The following is a 23,098-nucleotide window of genomic DNA, read 5'->3' as shown; positions in this document are numbered from 1 at the left end:
GCTCTTGGCCCCGAAGGCTCCGGCCGCCGCGGCGGTGGCGGAGGTGACCCCGCCGGGGAGCGCCGAGGGTTCCTGCTGCTGCACGGGTTCCGGCTCGGCGCGCTCGACCTGCAGATTGAACAGGAAGCCGACGGCCTCCTCCTTGAGCGAGTCGAGCATCGCGCGGAACATGTCGAAGCCCTCGCGCTGGTACTCGATCAGCGGATCGCGCTGGGCGAGCGCCCGCATGCCGATGCCCTCCTTGAGATAGTCCATCTCGTAGAGGTGCTCGCGCCACTTGCGGTCCAGCACGGTGAGCATGACCTGGCGTTCGAGGCGGCGCATCGAGCCTTCCTCGCCGACCAGTTCGTCGATCTCGGCCTCGCGCTTGGCGTACGCCGCGAGCGCGTCGTCCACCAGCGCCTGGGTGAGCGACTCCGCGTCGAGATCGCCGTCCTCGATCAGGTCGTCCCAGTCGAGGCTCACCGGGTACAGCGTCTTCAACGCGGTCCACAGCTGCTCGTGGTCCCAGTCCTCGGCGTAGCCCTGGGACGTCGCGCCCGTGACGTACGCCTTCACCACGTCGACGATCATGTGCTCGATCTGCTCGCGCAGGTCCTCGCCCTCGAGCACGCGGTGCCGCTCGGCGTAGATCACCTTGCGCTGCTCGTTCATGACCTCGTCGTACTTGAGGACGTTCTTGCGGGTCTCCATGTTGAGCTGCTCGACCTGGGTCTGCGCGCTCTTGATCGCCTTGGAGACCATCTTGTGCTCGATCGGCACGTCGTCCGGCAGCCGCATGGTGGTCATGATGCGTTCGACCAGCACCGCGTTGAACCGGCGCATCAGGTCGTCGCCCAGCGACAGGTAGAACCGCGATTCGCCGGGGTCGCCCTGGCGGCCGGAACGACCGCGCAGCTGGTTGTCGATGCGCCGCGATTCGTGCCGCTCGGTGCCGAGCACGTAGAGCCCGCCCGCCTCGCGTACTTCCTCGGCCTCGGCCCGTGCCTCTTCCTTGATCTCCTCGAGCACCTTCGGCCACGCGGCCTCGTACTCTTCGGAGTTCTCGACCGGGTCGAGACCGCGTTCGCGCAGCACCTCGTCGGCGATGATGTCCGGGTTGCCGCCGAGCACGATGTCGGTACCGCGGCCGGCCATGTTCGTGGCGACGGTGACCGCGCCCTTCCGGCCGGCGCGCGCGACGATCAGCGCTTCCTTGTTGTGGTACTTCGCGTTCAGCACCTCGTGCGGCACGCCCAGCTTGAGCAGCAGCTTCGACAGGTGCTCGGACTTCTCCACGCTCGTCGTGCCGACCAGCACCGGCTGGCCCTTTTCGTGCCGTTCGGCGATGTCCTCGGCGACGGCCTCGAATTTGGCCTGCTCGTTCTTGTAGATCAGGTCGGCGCGGTCCGCGCGGACCATCGGCCGGTTCGTCGGGATCGGCACCACGCCGAGCTTGTAGGTCTGGTGGAACTCGGCCGCCTCGGTCTCGGCGGTACCGGTCATGCCGGACAGCTTCTTGTAGAGCCGGAAGTAGTTCTGCAGCGTGATCGTGGCGAGCGTCTGGTTCTCCGCCTTGATCTCGACGCCTTCCTTGGCCTCGATCGCCTGGTGCATGCCCTCGTTGTAGCGGCGGCCGACGAGGATGCGCCCGGTGAACTCGTCGACGATCATGACCTCGCCGTCGCGGACGATGTAGTCCTTGTCCTTGTGGTAGAGCTCCTTGACCTTCAGCGCGTTGTTCAAGTAGCCGACCAGCGGGGTGTTCGCCGCCTCGTAGAGGTTCTCGATGCCGAGCTGGTCCTCGACGAACCGGACGCCCTTCTCGGTGACCGCGACGGTGCGCTTGCGGACGTCGACCTCGTAGTGGTACTTCGAGTTGATCAGGTTGGCCTTCTCGACCCGTTCGCGCGTGCCCATCGTCGTGGTGTCGATGCCCTGCATCAGCGGAGCGAGCCGGGCGAACTCGACGTACCACCGCGACGACTGGTCCGCCGGGCCGGAGATGATCAGCGGGGTGCGCGCCTCGTCGATGAGGATCGAGTCGACCTCGTCGACGATCGCGAAGTTGTGCCCGCGCTGCACGCATTCGTCGAGCGACCAGGTCATGTTGTCGCGCAGGTAGTCGAAACCGAACTCGTTGTTCGTGCCGTAGGTGACGTCGGCGTTGTACTGCTTGCGGCGTTCCTGCGGGTCCTGCTCGGCGATGATGACGCCGACCTCGAGCCCGAGGAAGCGGTGGATGCGGCCCATCCACTCCGCGTCGCGCTTGGCGAGGTAGTCGTTGGTGGTGACGACGTGCACGCCGTCCCCGGGGATGGCGTTCAGGTAGGCCGCGAGGACACAGGTGAGCGTCTTGCCCTCACCGGTCTTCATCTCGGCGACCTGGCCGAGGTGCAGCGCCGCCCCGCCCATGAGCTGGACGTCGTACGGCCGCTGGCCGAGCACGCGGTGCGCCGCTTCCCTGGCGACGGCGAACGCCTCCGGCAGCAGCTCGTCCAGGGATTCGCCCTTGCCGTACCGCTCGCGGAACTCGTCGGTCTTGGCCCGCAGTTCGGCGTCCGACAGGCCCGTCACGTCGTCTTCGAGGGTGTTGATGTGATCGGCGATGTTGCGCAGCCGCTTCACCATCTTGCCCTCGCCCGCGCGGAGCAGGCGGTTCAGCACCATCCGGTCGACCTCACTAGCTGATCATGATCGCGCCCAGGCCGTTCCCGGGCAGTAAATCGCCACGGCTGGCGCCCGTGTGCGCCGCCGCCGTCTCCCCATCGTAGGGAACGCGGGCTGGTCCGCGCACGCACGTCGTCGCAGAAGGTCACGGGAGGTTTGCACAGGTCCCGACGAAGGTCGTGCGCCGGGTCGCGCGCCGGGCACGCGGACGGCCCGCACGCCTTCGCGTGCGGGCCGCCGGTGAAGTTGTCCCGGACGGGGGTCAGCCCAGCCGGATCACGCCGTAGTCGAAGCCCTTTCGCCGGTAGACGACACTCGGCCGGCCGGCCTCGGAGTCGTTGAACAGGTAGAAGTCGTGGCCGACCAGCTCCATCTCGTAGAGAGCCTGGTCCACCGTCATGGGATCCGCGTCGTGTTGCTTCTCGCGGACGACGCGGCCGGGCTGATGGCCCAGGTCCTCGTCTTCCCAACGCCCCTGCCGGGGAATGTCGCCCGCACTCGTCGCCGCGAAACCGTTCGCCATGGATTCGGTCGCGTCGGGTGCGTCCAGGACAGCCGTGCCCAGCACGGGCCCGGAGACCGCGTCGGATCCGCCGGCCATCGACGTCGCCTCGGCGACCGACTCCGGACGGCTGCGCCCGTAATGCACGCGCCTGCGGTCGTGTGTCCGCCGGAGCCGGTTTTCCAGCTTGGTGACGGCGGAGTCGAGCGCTGCGTAGAAGTCGGCTGCGCTCGCTTCGGCGCGAACAGCCGGACCGCGGCCCTTCCCGGTGATCTCGACGCGCTGGCAGCTCTTGGCCTGCCTGCGGTTGGGCTCGTGGAAGAGCTCCACGTCGTAGCGGATGACCTTCTTGTCGTAGCGCTCAAGGCGGGCCAGCTTTTCGCTGACAAGCGCCCGGTAATGCTCGGGCACCTCCACGTTGCGGCCCTTAACGACGATGTCCATACACGACCTCCCTCGCTGAGGAAACTGCGAGCTGTTGTGTTCTCTCGGCACCGGTACTACAGCGGTTACTGCACGGGTTCGGCGGGCTGAAAAGAATTCGGCGACCGGATCACGACGTCTCGTGGCGGAAGCGAACGCGGACTCAGCGGGCCGCCGGCGCCAGGGACATGGGCTGCACACCTCCCTGCCTGCGGGTTTTGCTGATAGCGGAGCACGTTAGCTTCATCACGCCGTCCGCAACAGCCCCCGAGCCGGGGGATGTCACGATTCGGGAACCCGTCACGGGGCGCAGTGAATCATGCGTGCGCGGCCTGGAACCGCCGCTCGGAAGGCCGAGCGCGCGCGCCCAAGTTTCACGCGGACGGCTCAACGCGGCGGCACCTCGGACGCCGAGGGTGACCGGCCCGCCGAACACAGCCGCCACCTCGGTGGACTGCCCTGTCGCGGGGGTGATTCCGGCCCTGGCCCTCATATCCGGACAACGGGCGACGAGGGCCGAGGGTTCCCTCTTGACATCACTCGTGTAGGTGACACCTGGCAGTAGTGGGCGTTCGAACGTGAGTTGCCTCCCTGGCGAGAAAGCGGGCGAAGGTTTTCCGGCGGACAGTGCGGGGAATCATTCCGGTTTCGGCCGGAGACGGACGCGGCGATCCGTTTCCGGGCAACGGATTTCGGTTTCGGACTCCGTTCGGAGGCCGCTGGTCGCGGCCCGCGGCGGATTCGCGGACCGAGGCCAGGGCACGTTGTGTTCCGGACGCCGCTGGTCGCGGCGCGGTGGATTCGAGACTAGGACCGGAGCGCGGTCAGGTTCGGGACGTGGGACAGGGCGCGTCCAGCTTCCGGGCGTGGGGCACGGCGCGGTCAGACTCCGGACGCGGGCACGGCGTGTTCGGGTTTCGGACGTGGGACAGGGCGCGGTCAGACTCCGGGCGTGGGGCACGGCGCGGTCAGACTCCGGGCGTGGGGCACGGCGCGGTCAGGCTCCGGGCGTGGGGCACGGCGCGGTCAGGCTCCGGGCGTGGGGCACGGCGCGGTCAGGCTCCGGGCGTGGGGGACGGCGCGGTCAGGCTCCGGTCGTGGGACAGACTGCTGCCCTCGGGTTTGCCCGCCCCTCAGTCTCGCTCCCCTCAGGCTGCTGCCCCTCAGACTGTCGCCAGCAGGGCGAGTACCGCCACCACCGGCACGCCCGCGTTTTTCAACGCAGTGACGCATGCGGCGGATGTGGCCCCTGTGGTGATCACGTCGTCCACCACCACGACTCGCGCACCGGGCGGCGGACGACCAGCCGCCGCGAAGCGCAGCCGGCCTTCCAGGTTGGCCACGCGTTCCGCCCGGCTCAGGCCCACCGCGTCCCGTCCGCCCTTCACCACCAGCGCGGGTGCGACGTACGCCCCGGTCAGCCGAGCGGCTTCCCAAGCGATTCGCTGCACGTGCGGGCCGCCGCGAACCCGCGAAGCGGTCCGCCTGCTCGGAGCCGGGACGAGGCACCACGGACTGGCTCGGGCGGCGGGCAACGCGAGCAAGCCAGCCGCCAGCACCCGGCCCAAGAACGGGGCCAGGTCCCGCCGCCGACGTTCCTTGTAGGCGATCAAGATCCGCTGTGCGACGCCCGTGTACCGAGCCATGGCGTAAGCCGGGGCCAACGCCGCCAGCGGCGCGCGAAGCACCGCAGTGGGGGACCCCCACGTCGTGGAGCAACCGGCGCACACGGGCGCGCCGCGGGTTTCACAGCCTGCGCAGTAGGTCGGCAGGAGCAGGTTCAGAAGCAGTCGAAGCACCATGACTCCGAGTGTGCACCCGACCACCGAAAGTTTTGGCCCGCGCGCACTCCAAAGACCGAAATCCGTCCTGGCCGAGCGCCGAACGCCGAGGAATCAGCCCGGGTAGAACGGCTCCGCGTTCTGCATCGAGTGCGCCTGCGGCCGCCACACCTCGCCCAGCTCGGTCGCCGTCCACAGGCCTCCGGCGTCCGCGACGACGATCGGCTGGCTCGGGGCCGCCGCGACCGCGCGCACCGGAGCGGTGAGGTTCGAACTGTTGTAGGCGTCCATCCGCCGTCCGTCCACCGACAGCCGCTGGACCGGCTGCGACGGCGAGGACGTCGCGGCGACGAGCGTGTCCGGCGTCGAACCCCAGTCCACGTCCGAAACATCGGAAAGGACGCCTGGCTGCAGCACCCGCGGCTCGCGCAAGGTGACCGTGTCGCCGCTGCGCACCACCGACGACACGACCAGCTGGCCGTTCACCGTGGCGGCCACGCGGGCGCCGTCCCGGGAAAGCCGGAGAACGCCGATCGGCCCGAGCGCCAGCAGGTCGTTCGCGTTGACGCTCTGGCGCAGCCAGCGGCCGTTCGGGTCGAGAACCATCCGGGCGATGATCGAATGGTCGACGACCGTCCACACCTCGTTCGACGGACCGGCGCCAGCCTGGGCGGGCCGCCAGGTCGGGCGGCTCAGCGAACCGCCGCCGAGGTCCACTGTCGGCAGGTCGCGGCCGAGGTCGCCGATGCGCAGCCGGACCCGGTCGCCGTCCTGCTCGACCACCGCGAGGCGTTTGCCGTCGATCGACTGGGCCGCGCTCACCACCGGGTACGCGCCGTTGCCCGCCGCGCCCGCGATCGGCCCGCCGTCGCTGAGCGAGCGCACGCGGCCGCCGACGGTCATCAGGCCCCGCAGGTCCGGACTCGGCGAGGAGGAAGCGGTGTAGGAGGGCACGTCGCTGCTGCGCCAGTACTCGTGGTTGCGCACGAGCGGCCCGCCGTCGGCGAGCAGCCGGATCCGGGTCGAGGTGACGGTCTGCATCGACAGCACGATCTGCGCGGCGATCAGCGACCGGGTCTCCGGCCCGACGCCGGTGAGCCCGGTCAGCGAGACGGTGAGCGAGCCGTCGTCGTTGTTCTTCACGTTGCTTTCGAGCTGCACCCCGTCGCCGAACAGGTTCTTCACCGCGCCGGTGAGCCCGGCCGACGGTCCCTGCAGGATCAGGTCCATCACCCGGCCCGGCATGCCCGACTGCGGTTTCGCCGGGACGTAGCGCAGGTCCGGCACGAAGGCCCCGGAATCGGGCGAGTAGAAGCTCACCGCGACCGGGTTGTAGTTGCCGTCGAACTCGTCGTCGGTCACCAGCAGCACCGGCGGGGGCGGGCTGGAGATCCGCCATTGCCCGTCAGCCTGTTTGCGCACCTGGAAGGTCTGCTCGGCCGGGCCGGTGCCGGGGATGAACGCGGAATCCGCGCTGAGCGTGCCGAGCACCGAACCGCGCACCGAAACCGTGCGCACGTTCGGATCCGGGGCGGCCGACGACGGCGTGGCCGTGGCGGTGGGACCGGTGCTGGGGGCGGTTTCGTAGACCGTGCTGAAGGTCTTGTCGATGATCGTGAACGAGCGGTTCGGCCGCCACGCGCCGCGCTGTTTGTCGTCGAGGAACGCCCGCGAGGCCGCGTTGCCCGACCGCGGGTCGGCGTTGGCCTTGATGAACAGCCGCACGATGTCGAGCGGTTCGGCGTTGGCCGGCGGTTCCGGCGCGTTGTTGGCCGGCTGGGGCGCCTTTTCCGCGGACACCACGACCGGCAGCGATTCCTGCGGGACGTTCGCGCAGCTCACGAGCACCAGTGCGCAGGCGAGAAGGAGCAGCACTCGCCTCACTGCCCGACCTCCTCCCGGTCCGGGGCCGGATCGGCCAGGATCGCTTCCGGCGCGGGCTGCAGTTCGGCGACCGACGACGGCGACAGGGTGATCTCCGAAACGGCGTCCGGCGGCGGCAGCACGAGCGGGCTGTCCGCGATCGGCACGCCTTGCCTGCGCGGCACCACGAGCCGGAAGCACGCGCCGTGCCCCGGCTCGCCCCACGCGTCGAGAACGCCGCCGTGCAGCCGCGCGTCCTCCTGGCTGATCGCGAGCCCGAGCCCGGTGCCGCCGGTGCGCCGGTTGCGGGACGGGTCGGCGCGCCAGAACCGGTTGAACACCAGCTCGGCCTCTCCCGCCCGCAGGCCGACGCCGTAGTCCCGCACGGTGATCGCGACCGCGCTCTCGTTCACCGCGACCGTCAGCACCACCGGTTTGCCCTCGCTGTGGTCGACTGCGTTGGCCAGCAGATTGCGCAGGATCCGTTCGATCCGGCGCGCGTCCACCTCCGCCGAGGCGTCCTCGTCCGGCAGCACCAGTTCGACCGCGCTGCCCGCGTTTCCGGCGAGCACCCGCACCTGCTCGACCGCGCGCGTCGCGATCGGCCGCACGTCGATGTACTCGGCCGACAGCTCCTCGACCCCCGCGTCGAGGCGGCTGATCTCCAGCAGGTCGCCGAGCAGCGCCTCGAACCGGTCCAGCTCGTCGACCAGCAGCTCGGTGGAGCGGGCGAGGCCGGGCGGGAACTGCTCGCGGGACGCGTGCAGCACGTCGGCGGCCATCCGCACGGTGGTCAGCGGGGTGCGCAGCTCGTGCGACACGTCGGAGGTGAACCGGCGCTGCAGGCCGCCGAATTCCTCGAGCTGGCGGATCTGGTTCTGAATGCTGGCCGCCATGCTGTTGTAGGACACCGCGAGTTTGGCGAGATCGTCCTCGCCCACGACGGCGAGCCGCTGGTCCAGGTCGCCGCCCGCGAACTGCTCGGCCGCCGCGACGGCTTGCCGGACCGGCCGCACCACCTGCCGGACCACCAGGTTCGTGATGCCGGCGAGCAACAGCAGCAGCACGATCCCGGCGACGAACAACGTGTTCTGCACTGTCGAAACGGTGGTCTGCTCGCTGGTGAGCGGGAACAGCAAGTACAGCTGCAGCGGGCTGGGCACCGACCGCAACGAGGTGCCGACGATCAGGTAGGTGGTCCGCACGCCGTTCTCGTCGACGGTGTGCTCGACCCGCGCGAGGTGGTCGGCCTCGACGAACTGGCGCAGCCGCTCCGGCACCGAGGTGAACGGCCCGACATACACCGGGTCCGTGTCCGACTGACCGCGCCCGACGCTGGCCAGCACCGGTTCGAAGGTGCCCGCGGTGGATCCCGCGCCCGACGACGACGTAGTCGAAATCTTCTTGAGCGCGTTCTGCAGCCGCGTGTGCAGCGCCTCCGCCGACTCGCCGCCGACGCCGACCAGCTCGCGCGCGGCGGTGTCGGCCAGCGCCTGGGTCTGCTCGATCGCGGCGCGGCGCTTGGTGTCCAGCAGCCGTTCGGTGATCTGGTTCTGCAGGACCATGCCCAGCACGAACACCACGGCCGAGGACAGCGCGAGCGTGGAGATCGTGACGCGGAACTGCAGCGAGTGCTTCCACAGCTCGTTGAACGCCACCGCGCGGCGGCGGGCGAAAACCACGACCCGGGCCGAAAGCCGGGCCGTGGCGCGGGCGGCGGCGCGAAGCCGCCCCGCGAAACCGGTCATCGCACGCTCACGGCGGGCCGGCCTTGTATCCGACTCCGCGCACCGTCAGCACCACCTCGGGGTGCTCCGGGTCCTTCTCCACCTTCGAGCGCAGGCGCTGGACGTGCACGTTCACCAGCCGGGTGTCGGCCGCGTGCCGGTAGCCCCACACCTGTTCGAGCAGCACCTCGCGGGTGAACACCTGGCGCGGCTTGCGGGCCAGCGCCACGAGCAGGTCGAACTCGAGCGGGGTCAGCGGGATCGCCTTGCCCTCCCGGGTGACCTCGTGTCCGGGAACGTCGATCGCGAGATCGCCGATGGTGAGCGATTCGGCGGGCTCGGCCTCGGTGCGGCGCATCCGGGCGCGCACGCGGGCGACCAGTTCCTTCGGCTTGAACGGCTTGACCACGTAGTCGTCGGCGCCGGATTCGAGCCCGAGCACGATGTCCACGGTGTCGCTCTTGGCCGTGAGCATGACGATGGGCACGCCGGACTCGGCGCGGATCGCCTTGCAGACGTCGATGCCGTTCATCCCGGGCAGCATGAGGTCGAGCAGGACCAGGTCCGGTTTCAGCTCCCGGAGCGCGGGCAGCGCCCGTGAACCGTCCGCGACCACCGCGGTGTCGAACCCTTCGCCGCGCAGGACGATGGTGAGCATCTCCGCCAGCGCCGGGTCGTCGTCGACCACCAAGACACGTGCCTTCATGACCACATGTTCGCACTACCTTCCGCACCCGCGCGCACGACCCGCGCGTTTGACCACCGGAAAGATCAAGATCACCGGCCCGGTTGGGCCATCCGGACGCGTCCGGCGTCCGGTCGCGGCCGGATTCGCCCGCTCAGCCGAACAGATCGCAGCCGAACGGTTACTGTTGCGCCATGCGGAACCAGGACTCGGGAAACGCAACGGGGAGCGCGGTGCAGTCCGTCGACCGGGCGATCACGGTCCTGGAACTGCTGGCCTCGGGCGGCGAAGCCGGCATCACCGAGATCGCCAGCGCGCTAGGGGTGCACAAATCCACTGCTTCCCGGCTGTTGAGCGTGCTGGAAGCGCACGGACTGGTCGAGCAACTGGGCGAACGGGGCAAGTACGCGATCGGCTTCGGCGTGGTCCGGCTTGCCGGTGCCGCGACCGGCCGGATGGACCTGGCGAAGCTCGGCAGGCAGACCTGCCAGACGCTCGCCGAGGAACTGGGCGAGACGGTCAACATCGCGATCGCCGACGACGGCGTCGCGATCAACATCAGCCAGGCCCGCGGGTCGGCGGCGATCACCACGCAGAACTGGACCGGGCAGCGCACGCCGCTGCACGCCACCTCCAGCGGCAAGGTCCTGCTGGCCGCGATGGACGAGGCCGAGCGCAAGCGGATGCTCGCGCACGAACTGGAGCAGTACACGCCGCGCACCACGGTCGACCGGGAGGAACTGGCGGCCGAGCTGGAACGCGTCGCCGAGGACGGCTACGCGGCCTCCTTCGAGGAACTGGAACTGGGCATGCACGCGGTCGCGGTGCCGGTGCGCGGCCCCGGCGGAGACGTCGTCGCGGCGATGAGCGCGTCCGGCCCGTCCTACCGGCTGTCCAAACAGCGGATCCGGCAGATCGTCGCGCCGATGGCCGAGGCGGCCCGGGAGCTTTCCGCTCAGCTTGGCTACTTTTCCGCCTGAATCCGGCGGCCCCGGCGGCTCTCTTGACAGCGCGCCCGCGATCCCGCAATTTGTGAGTTGCAGCAGACGGAACATCGATCTCCATCCGCAACGCGTCCCGTTCCCCGGCGGGGGGGCGTTCCGGCATGCCTGTCTCGTCCCCCGAGCCGGGCCGTCCGCGCGACGGCCGGCAGGCAGGAGGTACCTCGCGATGGCAGTGCGACCGCGGGTGGTTGTGCTCGGCGCCGGCCTCCTCGGCTGCGCGGTCGCCGACGAACTGACCGAACGAGGCTGGACCGACGTCACCGTCCTGGAATCCGAACCGGCGATCGCCGCCGCCGGGCCAGGTCTGCTGTTGCGCACGCACGCGGACCGCACGGCGTCCGAGTTCGCCAAGTACACCGCGGAGAAGTTCAGCGGGCTGACCGTCGACGGCGGCTGGTGTTTCCAGCCGGTCGGGAGCCTGGAACTCGCCACCGCGCCGGAGCAGCTTTCCCAGCTGCGGCAACGGCTTGGCTGGGCGACGTCGTCCGGCGTGCGAGGTTATCCGCGGGAACCGGGCGAATGCGCTCAGCTGCATCCGCTGCTCGACCCCGCGAAGGTCGTCGGCGGCCTGCACCTCCCGGGCGACGGGCTCCTCAAGCCGATCCGCGCGGCGCTCGCCCAGGCCCGTCGCGCGAAGGAGCGAGGCGCGAAGTTCGTTACCGGGCAAGAGATCCTCGAGATCGTGCGCTCGGCGGGCCGGGTGACCGCGGTGGCGACGAAGACCGACCGATTCCGTGCCGACGTGGTCATCTCGTGCGCCGGAGTGCGCGGGCCGGAGTTCGGGCGGCTGGTCGATCTCGCGGTGCCGGTGGTGCCGATCGCCGTCGATCACGCGCGAACCACGCCGTTGCCGCGGCTCGCCGGGGACAACGATCACTTCACCGAGGCGGACAAACCGATCCTGCGCACGGCCGGGCTGTCGCTGCGCGAGCATGTCGACCGGCTGGGCGTCAGCGCGCTGGGCCCGGTCGAAACCAGCACCGCGTTCGCTCCGGCGGGCTTCGAAGAATCGTGGGCGGCCGCGCTTGAGCTGGTGCCCGCGCTCGCCGACGCGAAGGTCGAGGAAGGCGTCCGGCAGCTGGTCCCGGGTACGCCGGACGGGTTGCCGCTGCTGGGCGAACATCCGGAGCTCGACGGGTTCTGGGTCGCCGAAGCGGTGGACTGCGCGTGGTCCGCCGGGGTCGCCCGGGAATTGGCGCGCTGGCTCATCGAGGGGCAAGCACACCTTGACCTGCACACCGTCGATCTCGCCCGGTTCGATCGGCTGCAGCTCGCGCCCGGCCGGGTGCGGGAGCGAAGTTTGGCGGCAGCGGGCCATCAGCGCCCGGTGACGGAACTGGCGCGGACCGCACCCTGCTACGAGCGCGAAGTCGCGCTGGGCGCGGAGTTTCGCGAGGAAGACGGCTGGGCGCAGCCGCAGAAGTACACCGACAGGCGCGCGGAGGCCGTCGCGGCTCGAAGCCGGGTGGCGCTGTTCGATCTGACCCCGCGGCGACGGCTGGAAATCACCGGTCGCGGCGCACTGCCGTTCTTGCAGACGATGACGACGAACCAGCTCGACCGTCCGCCCGGCTCGGTCACCACCACGTTGCTGCTTGGCGAAGACGGCGGGATCCGCAGCGATCTCACTGTCGCCCGGCTCGGCGTGGAACAGTTTCACGTCGCCGCGCACCACCACCGCGACGTCGCCTGGCTGCGCCGTCATCTGCCCGGCGACGGCTCGGTCCAGCTGCGCGAAACGACCGGCGGCACCTGCTGTCTCGGCCTGTGGGGGCCGCTCGCCGAGCAGACGCTGCCTGAACTGTCCACTTCGGACTCTCAAGCCTGGCGCACCTACGTCGGCGACGTGCCGGTGACCGTGCTGCGAGTTTCCGACGTGGGCGAACCTGGCTGGGAGCTGCACACCAGCGCGGATCTCGGCCGGTCGCTGTGGGACGCGCTCTGGGCGGCCGGGCAGCCGTACGGGATCGTCGCGGCCGGAGAGGAAGCACGGCGCAGCCTCCGGATGGAGGAAGGGCACCGGCGATGCGGCGTAGACGTGACCACCGAGCACGATCCGTACGAGGCTGGTCTCGGCTTCGCGGTGCGGATGGACAAGGGCTACTTCCTCGGCCGGGACACGCTTCTCCACCGTTCTCCTTCAACGGTGCGCCGGAAACTGGTGTGTCTGGTCATCGACAACGCGCAGCACGTAATGCGAGGCCGGGAACCGGTGTATGTCGACGGCCTCCCGGCCGGGTACGTCACGAGCGGCGCGTACGGCTACACCATTGACAAAAACCTGGCCTACGCCTGGCTTCCAGTGGAGGACGCCCGGCCGCGCACGCCAGTGGAAATCGAGCACTTCGGGAAGCGGTTCGCGGCGAAGGTGGCCGCGGAGCCGTTGAGGAGCGGTGGATGACGCACTACGACGTGATCGTGATCGGTCTCGGCGGAATGGGCAGCGCGGCTGCCTGCCGGCTGGCGCGGCGGGGCCAGAAGGTGCTCGGGATCGACCAGTTCGCGCCGGTCCACAACCTCGGTTCGAGCCACGGCGGTTCGCGGATCACGCGGCAGGCGTACCTCGAAGGTCCGGATTACGTACCGCTGCTGCTTCGCGCGCACGAGATGTGGGACCAGCTCGAACGCGACACCGGACGGTCGCTGTTCACCCGCTGCGGCGCGGTGATGGGCGGACCGCCGGAGTCGCGCACGATCGCGGGGAGCTCGCTTTCCGCGGAGAAATTCGATATCCCGCACGAAATCCTGGACGCTTCCGAAATCCGGCACCGGTTCCCCACCATCGCCCCGGCCGAGAACGAGCTGGCGTTGTGGGAACCGGGCGCCGGATTCGTGTCGCCGGAAGGAAGCGTCGCCGCACATCTGCAGCTCGCCGCGCGCCACGGCGCCGAACTGCACCACGAAGAGCAGGTCTTCACCTGGACCAGCACGGAAACCGGGGTGCGCGTCGGGACTGCTTCGAGCTACTACACCGCCGAGCGGCTCGTGCTGTGCCCCGGCGCGTGGGCGCCCGTGCTGCTCGCGGACCTGGGCGTCGACTTCGAGGTGCGGCGCCAGGTCCAGTACTGGTTCGAACCGGAGGACGTGCGGCCGTTTACCGAGCATCCCGTGTACATCTGGGAAACCGCTGAGGGCGGCCAGTTCTACGGATTTCCCGCGCACACCGCGCAAGGCGTCAAAGTCGCGGTGCACCTCGGCGGCACGCCGTGCACCGCCGACACGATCGACCGGCGGATCCACGACGACGAGGTGCGCGCGGTCGCGGAGGTCGTCGGCTCCCGGATGCCGACACTCCCGAAGACTTTCCGCCGCGCGGCGACCTGTCTCTACACCAACACCCCGGACGAGCACTTCGTGATCGCCCCGCATCCGCGGCATCCGCGCGTCGTGGTGGCGTGCGGGTTTTCCGGGCACGGCTTCAAGTTCGTGCCGGTGGTCGGGGAAATCCTCGCCGACCTGATCGTCGACGGCACGACCCGGCACCCGATCTCGCTGTTCGACCCGGCGAGGTTCACGCAGTAGCGAAGTAGTGCTCCGCCGCCAGATCTTCAAGCAAGCCAGGGTGTTCTGGCCGCCAACCGAGAAGTTCGCGCGTGCGTGCGGCGGAGGTCGGCGCGTCCGCCTGCACCATCGGCGCGAGAAACGCGAAGTGCGCCGCTGCTTCTTCCGGCGCGATGGACTTCACCGCGACACCGAGCCGGGCTCCGATCGTTTCGGCGATCTGCCGGAGCGAGATGGCCTCGTCGCCGACCGCGTGGAGCATGCTCCCGGCCGGAGCGTTCTCCAAGGCCATCCGGTAGAGCCGGGCCGCGTCGAGCGTGTGGCCAGCGGACCAGCGGTTGGCCCCGTCGCCGACGTACGGCGAAACCCCGGCCGCGCGGGCGAACTGGATCATGGTCGGGACGAAACCGCTCTTGTCGAGCGAACTGTGCACCGACGGCGGCAGCCGGACAACCGACGACTTGACTTCCCGTTCGGCGAGGCCGAGGACGTAATTCTCCGCGTCGATCCGCCCGCCGCCGGGAAGCCGGTCGTCCTCGGTCACGGTGTGGCCGAGCCCGGCGAACATCAAGGTCCCGGAGGTCGAGACCAACGGTTTGCCGGAGTTGGCGAGGGCCTCGCCGAGTGCTTTAAGCGCGGAGAGGTCCGCTTCGACCGCTTCCGCGAACTCGCCGCTGGCCATCAGGTCGTGCTTGAACGCCAAGTGCACGACCCCGTCCGCCTCGGCCGCCGCTTCGCGCAGGCCGTCGAGATCGTCGAGGTCGCCACGCCGGACCTGCGCACCGCGTTCGGCGAGCTGCGCGGCGGAGGCGTCCGACCGGGCCAGGCCGATCACCTCGTGTCCGGCGGAGAGCAGTTCGGGGACGAGGGCCGAGCCGAGGTGACCGCTGGCCCCGGTGACGAAAACCCGCATGGGCTGTCCTTCCACAGTTGATGACACCTAGTGCCATCACCGTACGCCGGATGTCATCTGGTGTCATCACCTAGACTGGCCGGCATGGGCCGCTGGGAACCGAACGCACGCCACCGCTTGGAGCAGGCCGCGCTCGACCTGTTCACCGAACGCGGCTACGACCAGACCACGGTCGCCGAAATCGCCGAACGCGCCGGGCTCACCAAACGGACCTTCTTCCGCTATTTCGCCGACAAGCGCGAAGTGCTGTTCGGCGGACAGGAGGAACTGACCCGGCTGTTCTCCGAAGGCATTGCCGGAGCGCCAGCGGGCGCGACGCCGTTCGAAGCGGTCGGCGGGGCACTGGATGCCGTGGCGGCGATTTTCACCGGCGAGCGGCTGGCTCAGGCCCGCGCCCGGCAGCCGGTGGTGGCGGCGAACAGCGAACTGCTCGAACGCGAATTGCTCAAACGCACCAAGATGGTCGCGGCCATGCACGACGCGCTGGCCGCGCGCGGGATCGACGAACCGGCCGCGCACGTCGCGGCGGAATTGGGCTGCCTCGCGTTCGGGACGGCCTTCCACCGCTGGGTCGAGCCGGGCAATCGGCGGGAGTTCGGCGCGTTGGCGGCCGAAACGCTCGGCGAATTGCGCGCGGCGACCGCGGCACTCGGCTAAGCGAGCAAGGATTTCGCCAGCGTCGGCAGATCGACGCCGGCCACACCGTCCAGCACCTGCCACGGCGCGAGCCACGACACCGCGGCCAGCTCGTCGTACACCGCGGCACAACGCTGCTGCAGCGAATCGTCCGATTCGAACGCGTCCCGCGTCCTCGCCGCGTCCGACTCCGCCCGGCGCACGGCCCGCTCGGCCGCGACCTCCGGGCTCACCCGCAGCAGCAGGTGCGCGTCCGGCCGCGGCAACCCGAACCGCGTCACCTCAAGGTCCCAAACCCACTGCACCACAGCGCCATCCGCGTGCTCACGCAGGCGCGCGGCCGCGTACGCGGCGTTCGAGGCGACGTAACGGTCCAGCAGGACAACGTCGTTGGCCGCGAGCAGCGCGCGGATCTCGTCGGCGGCACCGCTGCGGTCGAGGGCGTAGAGCATCGCCATCCCGTACACCGAGTCGGCGAGGTCTCCGTGCCCGCGATGCAGCGCTTCCCGCACCAGGTCGGCGTGCACACTGCGGCCGTAACGCGGGAAGGCGAGACTGCCAACGCTCGCGCTGATGTCTTTCAGCGCAGCGGTCAGCCCCTCGGACAGCGTGCGCTTGCCCGCGCCGTCCAGACCTTCGATTACGACCAGTCGCCCCACGCTGTCGAAGATACTTGGTGGCGTGCTCAGGCCGTCTCTCGGCGGGCGCGGACGTAGCCGAAGTAGCCCACCGGCACCGCGACCAGCAGGCCGGCGAGACAGAGCAGCGGAATCCAGTCGTCGCCGTGCGGCTGCGCCGGCGTGCTCTGGCCGTCCCTCGGCACCACCTCGCCGCGCGGCACGGCAGTGAGGTGGGCGTTGCCGGTGTCAGCGGGCTGCGCCGCGCCCGCGCCCGGAGCCGACACCGGCAACGCCAGGCCCGTGAACGCCCCGAGGAGCAGCAAGCGTCCGACGTGCCTTCGGCAAGTGGTCGAGGACCGCCGGACCCGCCCGGCAGTGCTCTCCACGTGATTCGGTTTCCCCAGACCCACGACGCACCTCCCGCCTAGACGTGGCCAGTGGTGGTCACAACGGTGAACTGGTCGATCACTCCGAGCAAGATGCCCGTCCGGTGACGAGGGTGTTCCGGGTCGGCCGTGGAACACGGAACGGTTACCCTTCCGTGGCCAAGCACACCAAACGGGGGCCGGACCCGTTACCGCGCGCTGCTAACGTGAACGTTCCGCGGCATTCACGCCCAGCGCACGGGCGCGTTGAAGGGACAGCGGTGGCACGAGACGGGGATGGCCCACTGATCATGGAACCTGGCCGGCGCGGCGCGGGTGAACTGCCGCCCGAGCTCGGCGAAGCACTGCGATCCGGAGAATTTCACCAGGCGCTGCGGCTCGCGATCGCGCATCGCGGCCTGTCGCTCGCCAGGCTGCGGGCGCACCTCGCGCTCCGCGGCGTCCACATCGGACAGTCGACGCTGAGCTACTGGCAGCGCGGCCTGCGCCAGCCCGAGGTGCCGAAGGCGCTGCCCGCGGTCCGGGCGCTGGAGTCGGTGCTGCAGCTGCCCGCGGACTCGCTCGTGGTGCTGATCGGGCCGCGTACCGCGCGCCCGCGCGGGCACCAGGCCGCGGCGTCGTTCCACGACCTGCGCTCGGGCGAGATGGGCGCGATCGTCGAGCAGCTGATGAGCGATCTCGGCGCGCCGCCGACGTCGCGGCAGTCGAACTCCGACCTGGAAATGCTGTCGGTGCACGACCAGATCACCATCGACGAGCAAAAACATCAGGTTAAATTTCGCACCCGGCTGGTCACCCGCGCGCGACGGCACGGCCCGGACCGGTACGTGGCGGTCTACAACGGCGATCCCGGCTGCCGGATCGACGACGTCGAGCTGATCACCGCCGAAGGCTGCCGCGTCGGCCGGATCCGCAGGCATCCGGCCCGCGAGACGATGGCGACGGAGCTGCTTTTCGACCGGAAGCTCGCCGAGGGCGAGATCCACGTTTTCTGCTTCGAAATCCACGACAATTCCGCCGTGACGTTCCCCGGGTACTACCGGATGCTGCGCGACCAGTGCGCGAGCTATCTGCTGCAACTGCAGTTCGCGCCCACCGCGATGCCCGCCCGGATCACCCGGGAGGTCCGCGCCCGCGACGACGCGCTGCCGGTCGAGGCGGAGGAGTTGCCGTGCGACACCGGCGGCGTGACGAGCGGGTATTTCCGCGACACCGGACCGGGGCTGGCCGGCATCGCGGTGGAATGGAACTGAGCTCTACCCGTCCACCCGCGCCGGCGTGCCCTTGGTGATCCGGACCAGTTCGTCGAACGTCGTCGGGAAGACGGCGTTCGGCGTCCCGGCCGCGGCCCACACCTCGGAATACTGCCGCAACGCCTCGTCGACCACCGTCTCCAGCGGAGCCGGATGCCCGACCGGCGACACCCCGCCGATCACCTGCCCGGTGGCCGCGCGCACCTCGTCCGGCTTGGCGCGGCGAATCCGGCCGCGCCCGAGCCGCGCGGCGAGCGCCTCGACATCCACCCGGTGCGCGCCGCTGGTCAAGACCAGCAGCGGGGCGTCGTCGGCCAGGAACACCAGGCTGTTCGCGATCGCGCCGACCGGGCAGCCGAGCGCGTCCGCCGCCTCGGCCGCCGTCCGCGTGGACTGCGGAAGGGTCCGCGCCCGGCCCTCGACCCCCGCCGCGTCGAGCGCGTCCTGCACGTTTCGCACTGCTGACATCCGAACACCTCCAACTGTTCTGTAAACAGAACACTAGACTAGGCCGGGTGTCGACGTCATCCGCCCCGGACGGCCGCGCGCTCGCCGCGGCGGTCGGTACCCGCATCCGGACGCTGCGCACCCGCGCGGGCGTCGGCCTGACCACGCTCGCCGCCGACAGCGGACTCGGCAAGGGAACGTTGTCGGAACTGGAAAACGGCCGCCGGAATCCGACACTGGACACGCTGTTCGCCATCGCCACGGCGCTGTCGATCCCGTTGAGCGACTTGCTCTTCGGCGACGACGGGGTGGCCGAAGCGCACGGCGACAGCGTGGCGGCGACGCTGCTCGGGCGATGGGAGGACGCCGACGGCGTGACCGAGGTGTACCGGCTGACCATCCACGAGCGGGTTCAGGTGTCGCAGCCGCACCGTCCTGGCGTGCGGGAGGTGCTGACAGTGCTGACCGGGACAGCCGAGGTGGGTCCGGCTGACTCGCCAGCGACGGTTTCCGCGGCGGAGACGCATACGTTTATCGCGGAAACGGACCATGTGTACCGCGGAATCGGCGGACCGGCTACTGCGGTGCTGACGATGCGGTATCCGCGCTAGAACGCAAAAGCCGCCCCGAAACGTATTCCGGGGCGGCTTCGGGATCAGCGATCAGTAACGGTAGTGCTCCGACTTGAACGGGCCCTCGACGTCCACGTCGATGTATTCCGCCTGCTCCTTCGACAGCTTCGTCAGCTCGCCGCCGAGCGCTTCGAGGTGAATCCGGGCGACCTTTTCGTCCAGTTTCTTCGGGAGGCGGTAGACCTCCTTGTCGTACTCCTCGGTCTTGGTGAAGAGCTCGATCTGCGCGATGACCTGGTTCGCGAAGCTGTTCGACATCACGAAGCTCGGGTGCCCGGTCGCGTTGCCGAGGTTCAGCAGCCGTCCCTCGGACAGCACGAGGATGCTCTTGCCGTCCGGGAACACCCACTCGTCGACCTGCGGCTTGATGTTCACGCGCCGCACGCCGGGGTAGCGCGCGAGGCCGGCCATGTCGAGCTCGTTGTCGAAGTGGCCGATGTTGCCGACGATGGCCTGGTGCTTCATCCGCGCCATGTGCTCGACCATCACCACGTTCTTGTTGCCGGTGGTGGTCACGTAGATGTCGCCCTCGTCCAGCACCGATTCCAAGCGCTTGACCTCGTAGCCGTCCATCATCGCCTGCAGCGCGCAGATCGGGTCGATCTCGGTGACGATCACCCGGGCGCCCTGGCCGCGCAGCGATTCCGCCGCGCCCTTGCCGACGTCGCCGTAGCCGCAGACCACCGCGACCTTGCCGCCGATCAGCACGTCGGTACCGCGGTTGATGCCGTCGATCAGCGAGTGCCGGATGCCGTAGCGGTTGTCGAACTTCGACTTGGTCACCGAGTCGTTGACGTTGATCGCCGGGAACAGCAGCTCGCCCGCGGCCGCCAGCTGGTACAGCCGCAGCACGCCGGTGGTGGTTTCCTCGGTGACGCCCTTGACGCTCTGCCCGATGGCGGTCCACTTGCCCTTGTCCGCCGCGACAGAAGCGCGCAGCAGCTCAAGGAAGACCTTCCACTCTTCGGGGTCCTCGTCGTCGGCCGGCGGAACGACGCCCGCCTTCTCGTACTCGGTGCCCTTGTGCACCAGCATGGTGGCGTCGCCGCCGTCGTCGAGGATCATGTTCGGGCCTTCGCCCTCCCACGTGAGCATTCGCTCAGTGCACCACCAGTATTCCTCGAGCGTCTCGCCCTTCCACGCGAACACCGGGACGCCCTTGGGCTCCTCGGGCGTGCCGTGCGGTCCGACGACGACCGCGGCCGCGGCGTGGTCCTGGGTGGAGAAAATGTTGCACGAAGCCCAGCGCACCTCCGCGCCGAGCGCCACCAGCGTCTCGATCAGCACCGCGGTCTGCACGGTCATGTGCAGCGAGCCGGCGATTCGCGCCCCGCGCAGCGGGTATACCTCAGCGTATTCGCGACGCAGCGCCATCAACCCGGGCATCTCGTGCTCGGCGAGCCGGATCTCCTTGCGGCCGAACTCGGCGGCCTCGAGGTCGGCGACGGCGAATTCGAGGCCGCCCCGGGTGTCGTGCCGCTTGACAACGCTTTCGGGGGTCATAGTGCGGTTCCTCCAAGGTTTGATGGCACCTGAACAGTACCGTTGTCGGCTCGACCCTGACTTGAACGGATGAGGAGAAATACACCGTGCCCGCCCCGCTCCCCGGCCCTGACACCCGCATCGTCGAAATGAGGGTGTCCGGACTCGTGGGCACGAGCGGCGAAACGCTCCTCGACACGGTCCAGACCGTCGACGTCGCCGGCGACGAACTCGGCCGCGTGGTGCGCCCGGCCGACCGGCTGCGGCGTCCGGCTCCCGGTCCGGTGGTGCCCGCGCTCGGCCGGTCGGTCCCGCGCACTGTCGAAGGCTACCTGTGGAGCGGCATGACCTCCGGCGGCGTCGCGAAGGCCGCTTGGGCGCTGCTGTTCCCGTTCTCGCTGGCGAACGTCGCGTTCTGGATGCTGCCCCCGGTCCACCGCGCCCACTGGCTCGGCGGCCTGTGCCGCGGCCTGCTGCGAATCGCGTCGGTGCTGCTCACCATGCTGCTGGTCAGCCAGGTCGCGGCAGCGGTGCTGGACCTCGTCGCGACGCAATGCCTCGCACCCGGACGCGCCTGCCTCACCTGGGTGACCCCGGAACTGCGCAAGGGACCGCTGCGGATCGGCGTCGGCGTGGCGGTGCTGCTCGCGCTGGTCTATACGCTGCACCGGATCTCGTCCACGAACTGGCGGGTGCGCCAGTCTGGTCATCCCGCCCGCAAAGGCGTCCCGATGCGGTTGCGCGCCGATCCGGAAGCGCCCGGGATGTCCGCGACGCACGCGGTCGCCGCACTCGCCTGCATCTCCTTGCTGCTGCTGGGCGGGCCGTTCCACGTGCCGACGAAAATCCCGCAGCTGATCGGCTGGATCTGCACGCTCGCGCTGGTCCTCGCGGTACTGGTCGGCGGTGCGATCGGCAGCGACACCGGCCCCATCGCGCGCCGGAGCCTGCTCACCTTCGCCACGCTGCTGGTCATCTACGCCACCGTGCTGGCCGCACCGGTCGGCGACCGGCTCCCCGGCGTAGACAACACCGTCGAAGGCCTCGGCGGCTCGCTGCTGGTAGTCACCCTGCTTTTCGCGCTCGCCCTCATCCCGTCAGCCCTGCTGGCCCGCCCCGCCTGGCGCGACCGCCCCCGCCGGCTCCGCCCCTGGCTCGGCGGCTGGGCAGCGGCCCCCGTCCTCGCCCTGGCCGGCCTCCTAGGCGGCGGTTTCGGCGCCGGACTGGCGATCGCCATCCGAAAACTGCTCCGCGCTGAAAAGCTCGCCCTGCCCACGACGTACGACCTGGTCACCGTCCTGTGGGGCGGCGGACTGGGCCTGATGGCCCTGCTCGCCATCGCGGGCTACGCCATCGGCGTCCCCCTGCGTCGCCGCCGACGCGGCATCCCGCCCATCGTCGAACTGATGGAACACGACGAACAGCAAGAACAAGACGCCGCCCGAGCCTGGGCCCGCTCCGCCTGGGAACGCCGCCACCTGCACCACCTGGCGGTGATCGTCGCACTGGGCCTGTGCGTCGGCGCGATCGCACTGCTAGTCGTACGCTTCGGCTTCAACCTGCAACCAGGCTGGTTCACCACCGTCTCCGCGATCGGCGTATTCGCCCTCGGCGCACTGGCCGCCGGACTGCTCCGAGTGGTCTACTCCGCAGCCAAATCCCCGCAGCGCAGCCGGCACCTGGGCGCACTGTCGGACCTCGTGTCCTTCTGGCCACGCGCCGCACACCCCGGCGTACCACCCTGTTACGCCCTCAAGGTCGTGCCCGAACTGGCAGATCGCGTCAAGGAACACCTCGCCGAACCCGGCACGCGAGTCGTACTGTCCGGCCTGAACCTGGGCAGCATCCTCACTGTGCTCACCGCCGCCCAACTGTGCGCGGAACTACCCCCCGACGAACGCGACCGAGTCGGCCTCCTCACCGCAGGCTCGCCTCTTCAATGGGGTTACCAGCGCGCTTTCCCCGCAGTCCTGCCCCAAGACTCGCTGGCGGAACTGTTCGCCTCCCTGGACGGCCGCTGGCGAGCCCTATGCCGAGGCACCGACATCTTCGGCGGCGGCGTAACCACCTGGCGCCACCAAACAAGCAACGGCCACCTCCTAGGCGAGGGCTACCTCCCAGAAGGCAAATGGGGAGCCCTGGAAGCCACCCCAGACGACGCGGGAGTCCTGGTCCTAGGCGGCGACCACTGGGTCCCCGACCCCCTGCGCGCCCCCGACGGCCGCCGCCGCTGGGCCCCCGGCGTCCTCAAACACACCGAGTACCTGGCCGATCCGGAATGGGACAACGCCGTAGCCATGGCCGCAGGCCTAGGCCGCCCCAACGGCCGCGCCAAAGCTCTAGGCGAACAAGGCTCCCTCTTCGGCGACCTACCCCGCCCCCGCTAACCCCAGAACTTCCGTGCGGCCCCCTCACAGCCCACCCGCAAACCCACCACTCAACCGCACCCGCGAACCCACCCCGCCAACACCCACCCCCCGCGCCCCACCCACCAAACCGCACCCCACGCACCCAACCCCCCAAGGCACCCACACTCCCCCGCACCCCGATACGAAGCCAAAAACGCGGGCGGCGGGTGCTTGTCAAGGCATCTT

Annotated in this window: 17 protein-coding genes and 1 pseudogene; 7 read left to right on the top strand and 11 right to left on the bottom strand. The window is 69.8% G+C overall.

Annotation, left to right across the window (positions count from 1 at the left end; genetic code table 11):
• Window positions 1-92 precede the first annotated feature (92 nt).
• From secA to mtrA, 6 genes and pseudogenes are all read right to left on the bottom strand, one after another.
• Window positions 93-2,649, bottom strand: a pseudogene (gene secA / locus ACZ63D_RS10235) (preprotein translocase subunit SecA); the annotation flags it as partial.
• A 262-nt stretch (window positions 2,650-2,911) separates the two neighbouring features.
• Window positions 2,912-3,595 (bottom strand): ribosome hibernation-promoting factor, HPF/YfiA family, encoded by a 684-nt coding sequence (gene hpf / locus ACZ63D_RS10230; RefSeq protein WP_465353969.1) that lies wholly within the window; start codon window positions 3,593-3,595, stop codon window positions 2,912-2,914.
• Window positions 3,596-4,737: 1,142 nt separating this feature from the next.
• Complete coding sequence (locus ACZ63D_RS10225) at window positions 4,738-5,220, bottom strand: ComF family protein (RefSeq protein WP_465353968.1); 483 nt, start codon at window positions 5,218-5,220, stop codon at window positions 4,738-4,740.
• A gap of 249 nt (window positions 5,221-5,469) precedes the next feature.
• Complete coding sequence (locus tag ACZ63D_RS10220) at window positions 5,470-7,239, bottom strand: LpqB family beta-propeller domain-containing protein (protein WP_465353967.1); 1,770 nt, start codon at window positions 7,237-7,239, stop codon at window positions 5,470-5,472.
• The gene (gene mtrB / locus ACZ63D_RS10215) at window positions 7,236-8,966 is read right to left on the bottom strand and encodes an MtrAB system histidine kinase MtrB (RefSeq protein WP_465353966.1); all 1,731 of its coding nucleotides are present in this window, start codon (window positions 8,964-8,966) and stop codon (window positions 7,236-7,238) included. Before mtrB ends, ACZ63D_RS10220 begins: the two co-directional genes overlap by 4 nt.
• Before the next feature lie 7 nt (window positions 8,967-8,973).
• Complete coding sequence (mtrA, locus tag ACZ63D_RS10210; protein WP_005150760.1) at window positions 8,974-9,651, bottom strand: MtrAB system response regulator MtrA; 678 nt, start codon at window positions 9,649-9,651, stop codon at window positions 8,974-8,976.
• 173 nt (window positions 9,652-9,824) lie between these two features.
• Between mtrA and ACZ63D_RS10205 the strand changes: the two genes are divergently transcribed.
• The 3 genes from ACZ63D_RS10205 to solA all read left to right on the top strand — a co-directional run bounded on the left by ACZ63D_RS10205 (window position 9,825) and on the right by solA (window position 14,156).
• On the top strand, window positions 9,825-10,610 hold the full coding sequence (locus tag ACZ63D_RS10205; protein WP_465353965.1) for an IclR family transcriptional regulator: 786 nt from the start codon (window positions 9,825-9,827) through the stop codon (window positions 10,608-10,610).
• 190 nt (window positions 10,611-10,800) lie between these two features.
• On the top strand, window positions 10,801-13,035 hold the full coding sequence (locus ACZ63D_RS10200; RefSeq protein ID WP_465353964.1) for an FAD-dependent oxidoreductase: 2,235 nt from the start codon (window positions 10,801-10,803) through the stop codon (window positions 13,033-13,035).
• Window positions 13,032-14,156, top strand: coding sequence for an N-methyl-L-tryptophan oxidase (gene solA / locus ACZ63D_RS10195; protein WP_465353963.1), 1,125 nt, complete (start codon window positions 13,032-13,034; stop codon window positions 14,154-14,156). Before ACZ63D_RS10200 ends, solA begins: the two co-directional genes overlap by 4 nt.
• On the opposite strand, the gene ACZ63D_RS10190 is transcribed toward solA, so the two are convergent.
• The gene (locus ACZ63D_RS10190) at window positions 14,146-15,048 is read right to left on the bottom strand and encodes an SDR family oxidoreductase (protein ID WP_465353962.1); all 903 of its coding nucleotides are present in this window, start codon (window positions 15,046-15,048) and stop codon (window positions 14,146-14,148) included. The two genes, solA and ACZ63D_RS10190, sit on opposite strands and share 11 nt — an antisense overlap.
• Before the next feature lie 84 nt (window positions 15,049-15,132).
• On the opposite strand from ACZ63D_RS10190, the gene ACZ63D_RS10185 reads away from it, so the two are divergent.
• Complete coding sequence (locus tag ACZ63D_RS10185; RefSeq protein ID WP_465353961.1) at window positions 15,133-15,705, top strand: TetR family transcriptional regulator; 573 nt, start codon at window positions 15,133-15,135, stop codon at window positions 15,703-15,705.
• Here the strand turns inward: ACZ63D_RS10185 and ACZ63D_RS10180 are convergent.
• Together ACZ63D_RS10180 and ACZ63D_RS10175 are read right to left on the bottom strand one after the other, a co-directional pair.
• On the bottom strand, window positions 15,702-16,343 hold the full coding sequence (locus ACZ63D_RS10180) for a dTMP kinase (RefSeq protein ID WP_465353960.1): 642 nt from the start codon (window positions 16,341-16,343) through the stop codon (window positions 15,702-15,704). The genes ACZ63D_RS10185 and ACZ63D_RS10180 overlap by 4 nt on opposite strands.
• 26 nt (window positions 16,344-16,369) lie before the next feature.
• Window positions 16,370-16,690 carry a hypothetical protein gene (locus ACZ63D_RS10175; RefSeq protein ID WP_465353959.1) on the bottom strand — a complete coding sequence of 107 codons (321 nt, stop codon included), beginning with the start codon at window positions 16,688-16,690 and terminating at the stop codon, window positions 16,370-16,372.
• Between the two features lie 290 nt (window positions 16,691-16,980).
• On the opposite strand from ACZ63D_RS10175, the gene ACZ63D_RS10170 reads away from it, so the two are divergent.
• Entirely contained in the window at window positions 16,981-17,943 is a 963-nt protein-coding gene (locus tag ACZ63D_RS10170) for a hypothetical protein (protein ID WP_202508091.1), read from the top strand.
• Window positions 17,944-17,946: 3 nt separating this feature from the next.
• Here ACZ63D_RS10170 and ACZ63D_RS10165 read toward each other — a convergent pair whose 3' ends face one another.
• Window positions 17,947-18,411, bottom strand: a complete 465-nt coding sequence (locus ACZ63D_RS10165) for a YbaK/EbsC family protein (protein WP_465353958.1) — start codon at window positions 18,409-18,411, stop codon at window positions 17,947-17,949.
• 47 nt (window positions 18,412-18,458) lie between these two features.
• Here ACZ63D_RS10165 and ACZ63D_RS10160 point away from each other — a divergent pair, with 47 nt between their 5' ends.
• Complete coding sequence (locus ACZ63D_RS10160; protein ID WP_465353957.1) at window positions 18,459-19,001, top strand: helix-turn-helix domain-containing protein; 543 nt, start codon at window positions 18,459-18,461, stop codon at window positions 18,999-19,001.
• 51 nt (window positions 19,002-19,052) lie between these two features.
• On the opposite strand, the gene ahcY is transcribed toward ACZ63D_RS10160, so the two are convergent.
• Window positions 19,053-20,525 (bottom strand): adenosylhomocysteinase, encoded by a 1,473-nt coding sequence (gene ahcY, locus ACZ63D_RS10155; protein WP_465353956.1) that lies wholly within the window; start codon window positions 20,523-20,525, stop codon window positions 19,053-19,055.
• A 128-nt stretch (window positions 20,526-20,653) separates the two neighbouring features.
• Between ahcY and ACZ63D_RS10150 the strand changes: the two genes are divergently transcribed.
• On the top strand, window positions 20,654-22,891 hold the full coding sequence (locus tag ACZ63D_RS10150) for a hypothetical protein (protein ID WP_465353955.1): 2,238 nt from the start codon (window positions 20,654-20,656) through the stop codon (window positions 22,889-22,891).
• Window positions 22,892-23,098 lie beyond the last annotated feature (207 nt).

The organism is Amycolatopsis sp. NPDC104775 (assembly GCF_055583325.1).
This window is presented reverse-complemented; position numbering and strand designations above follow the sequence as displayed.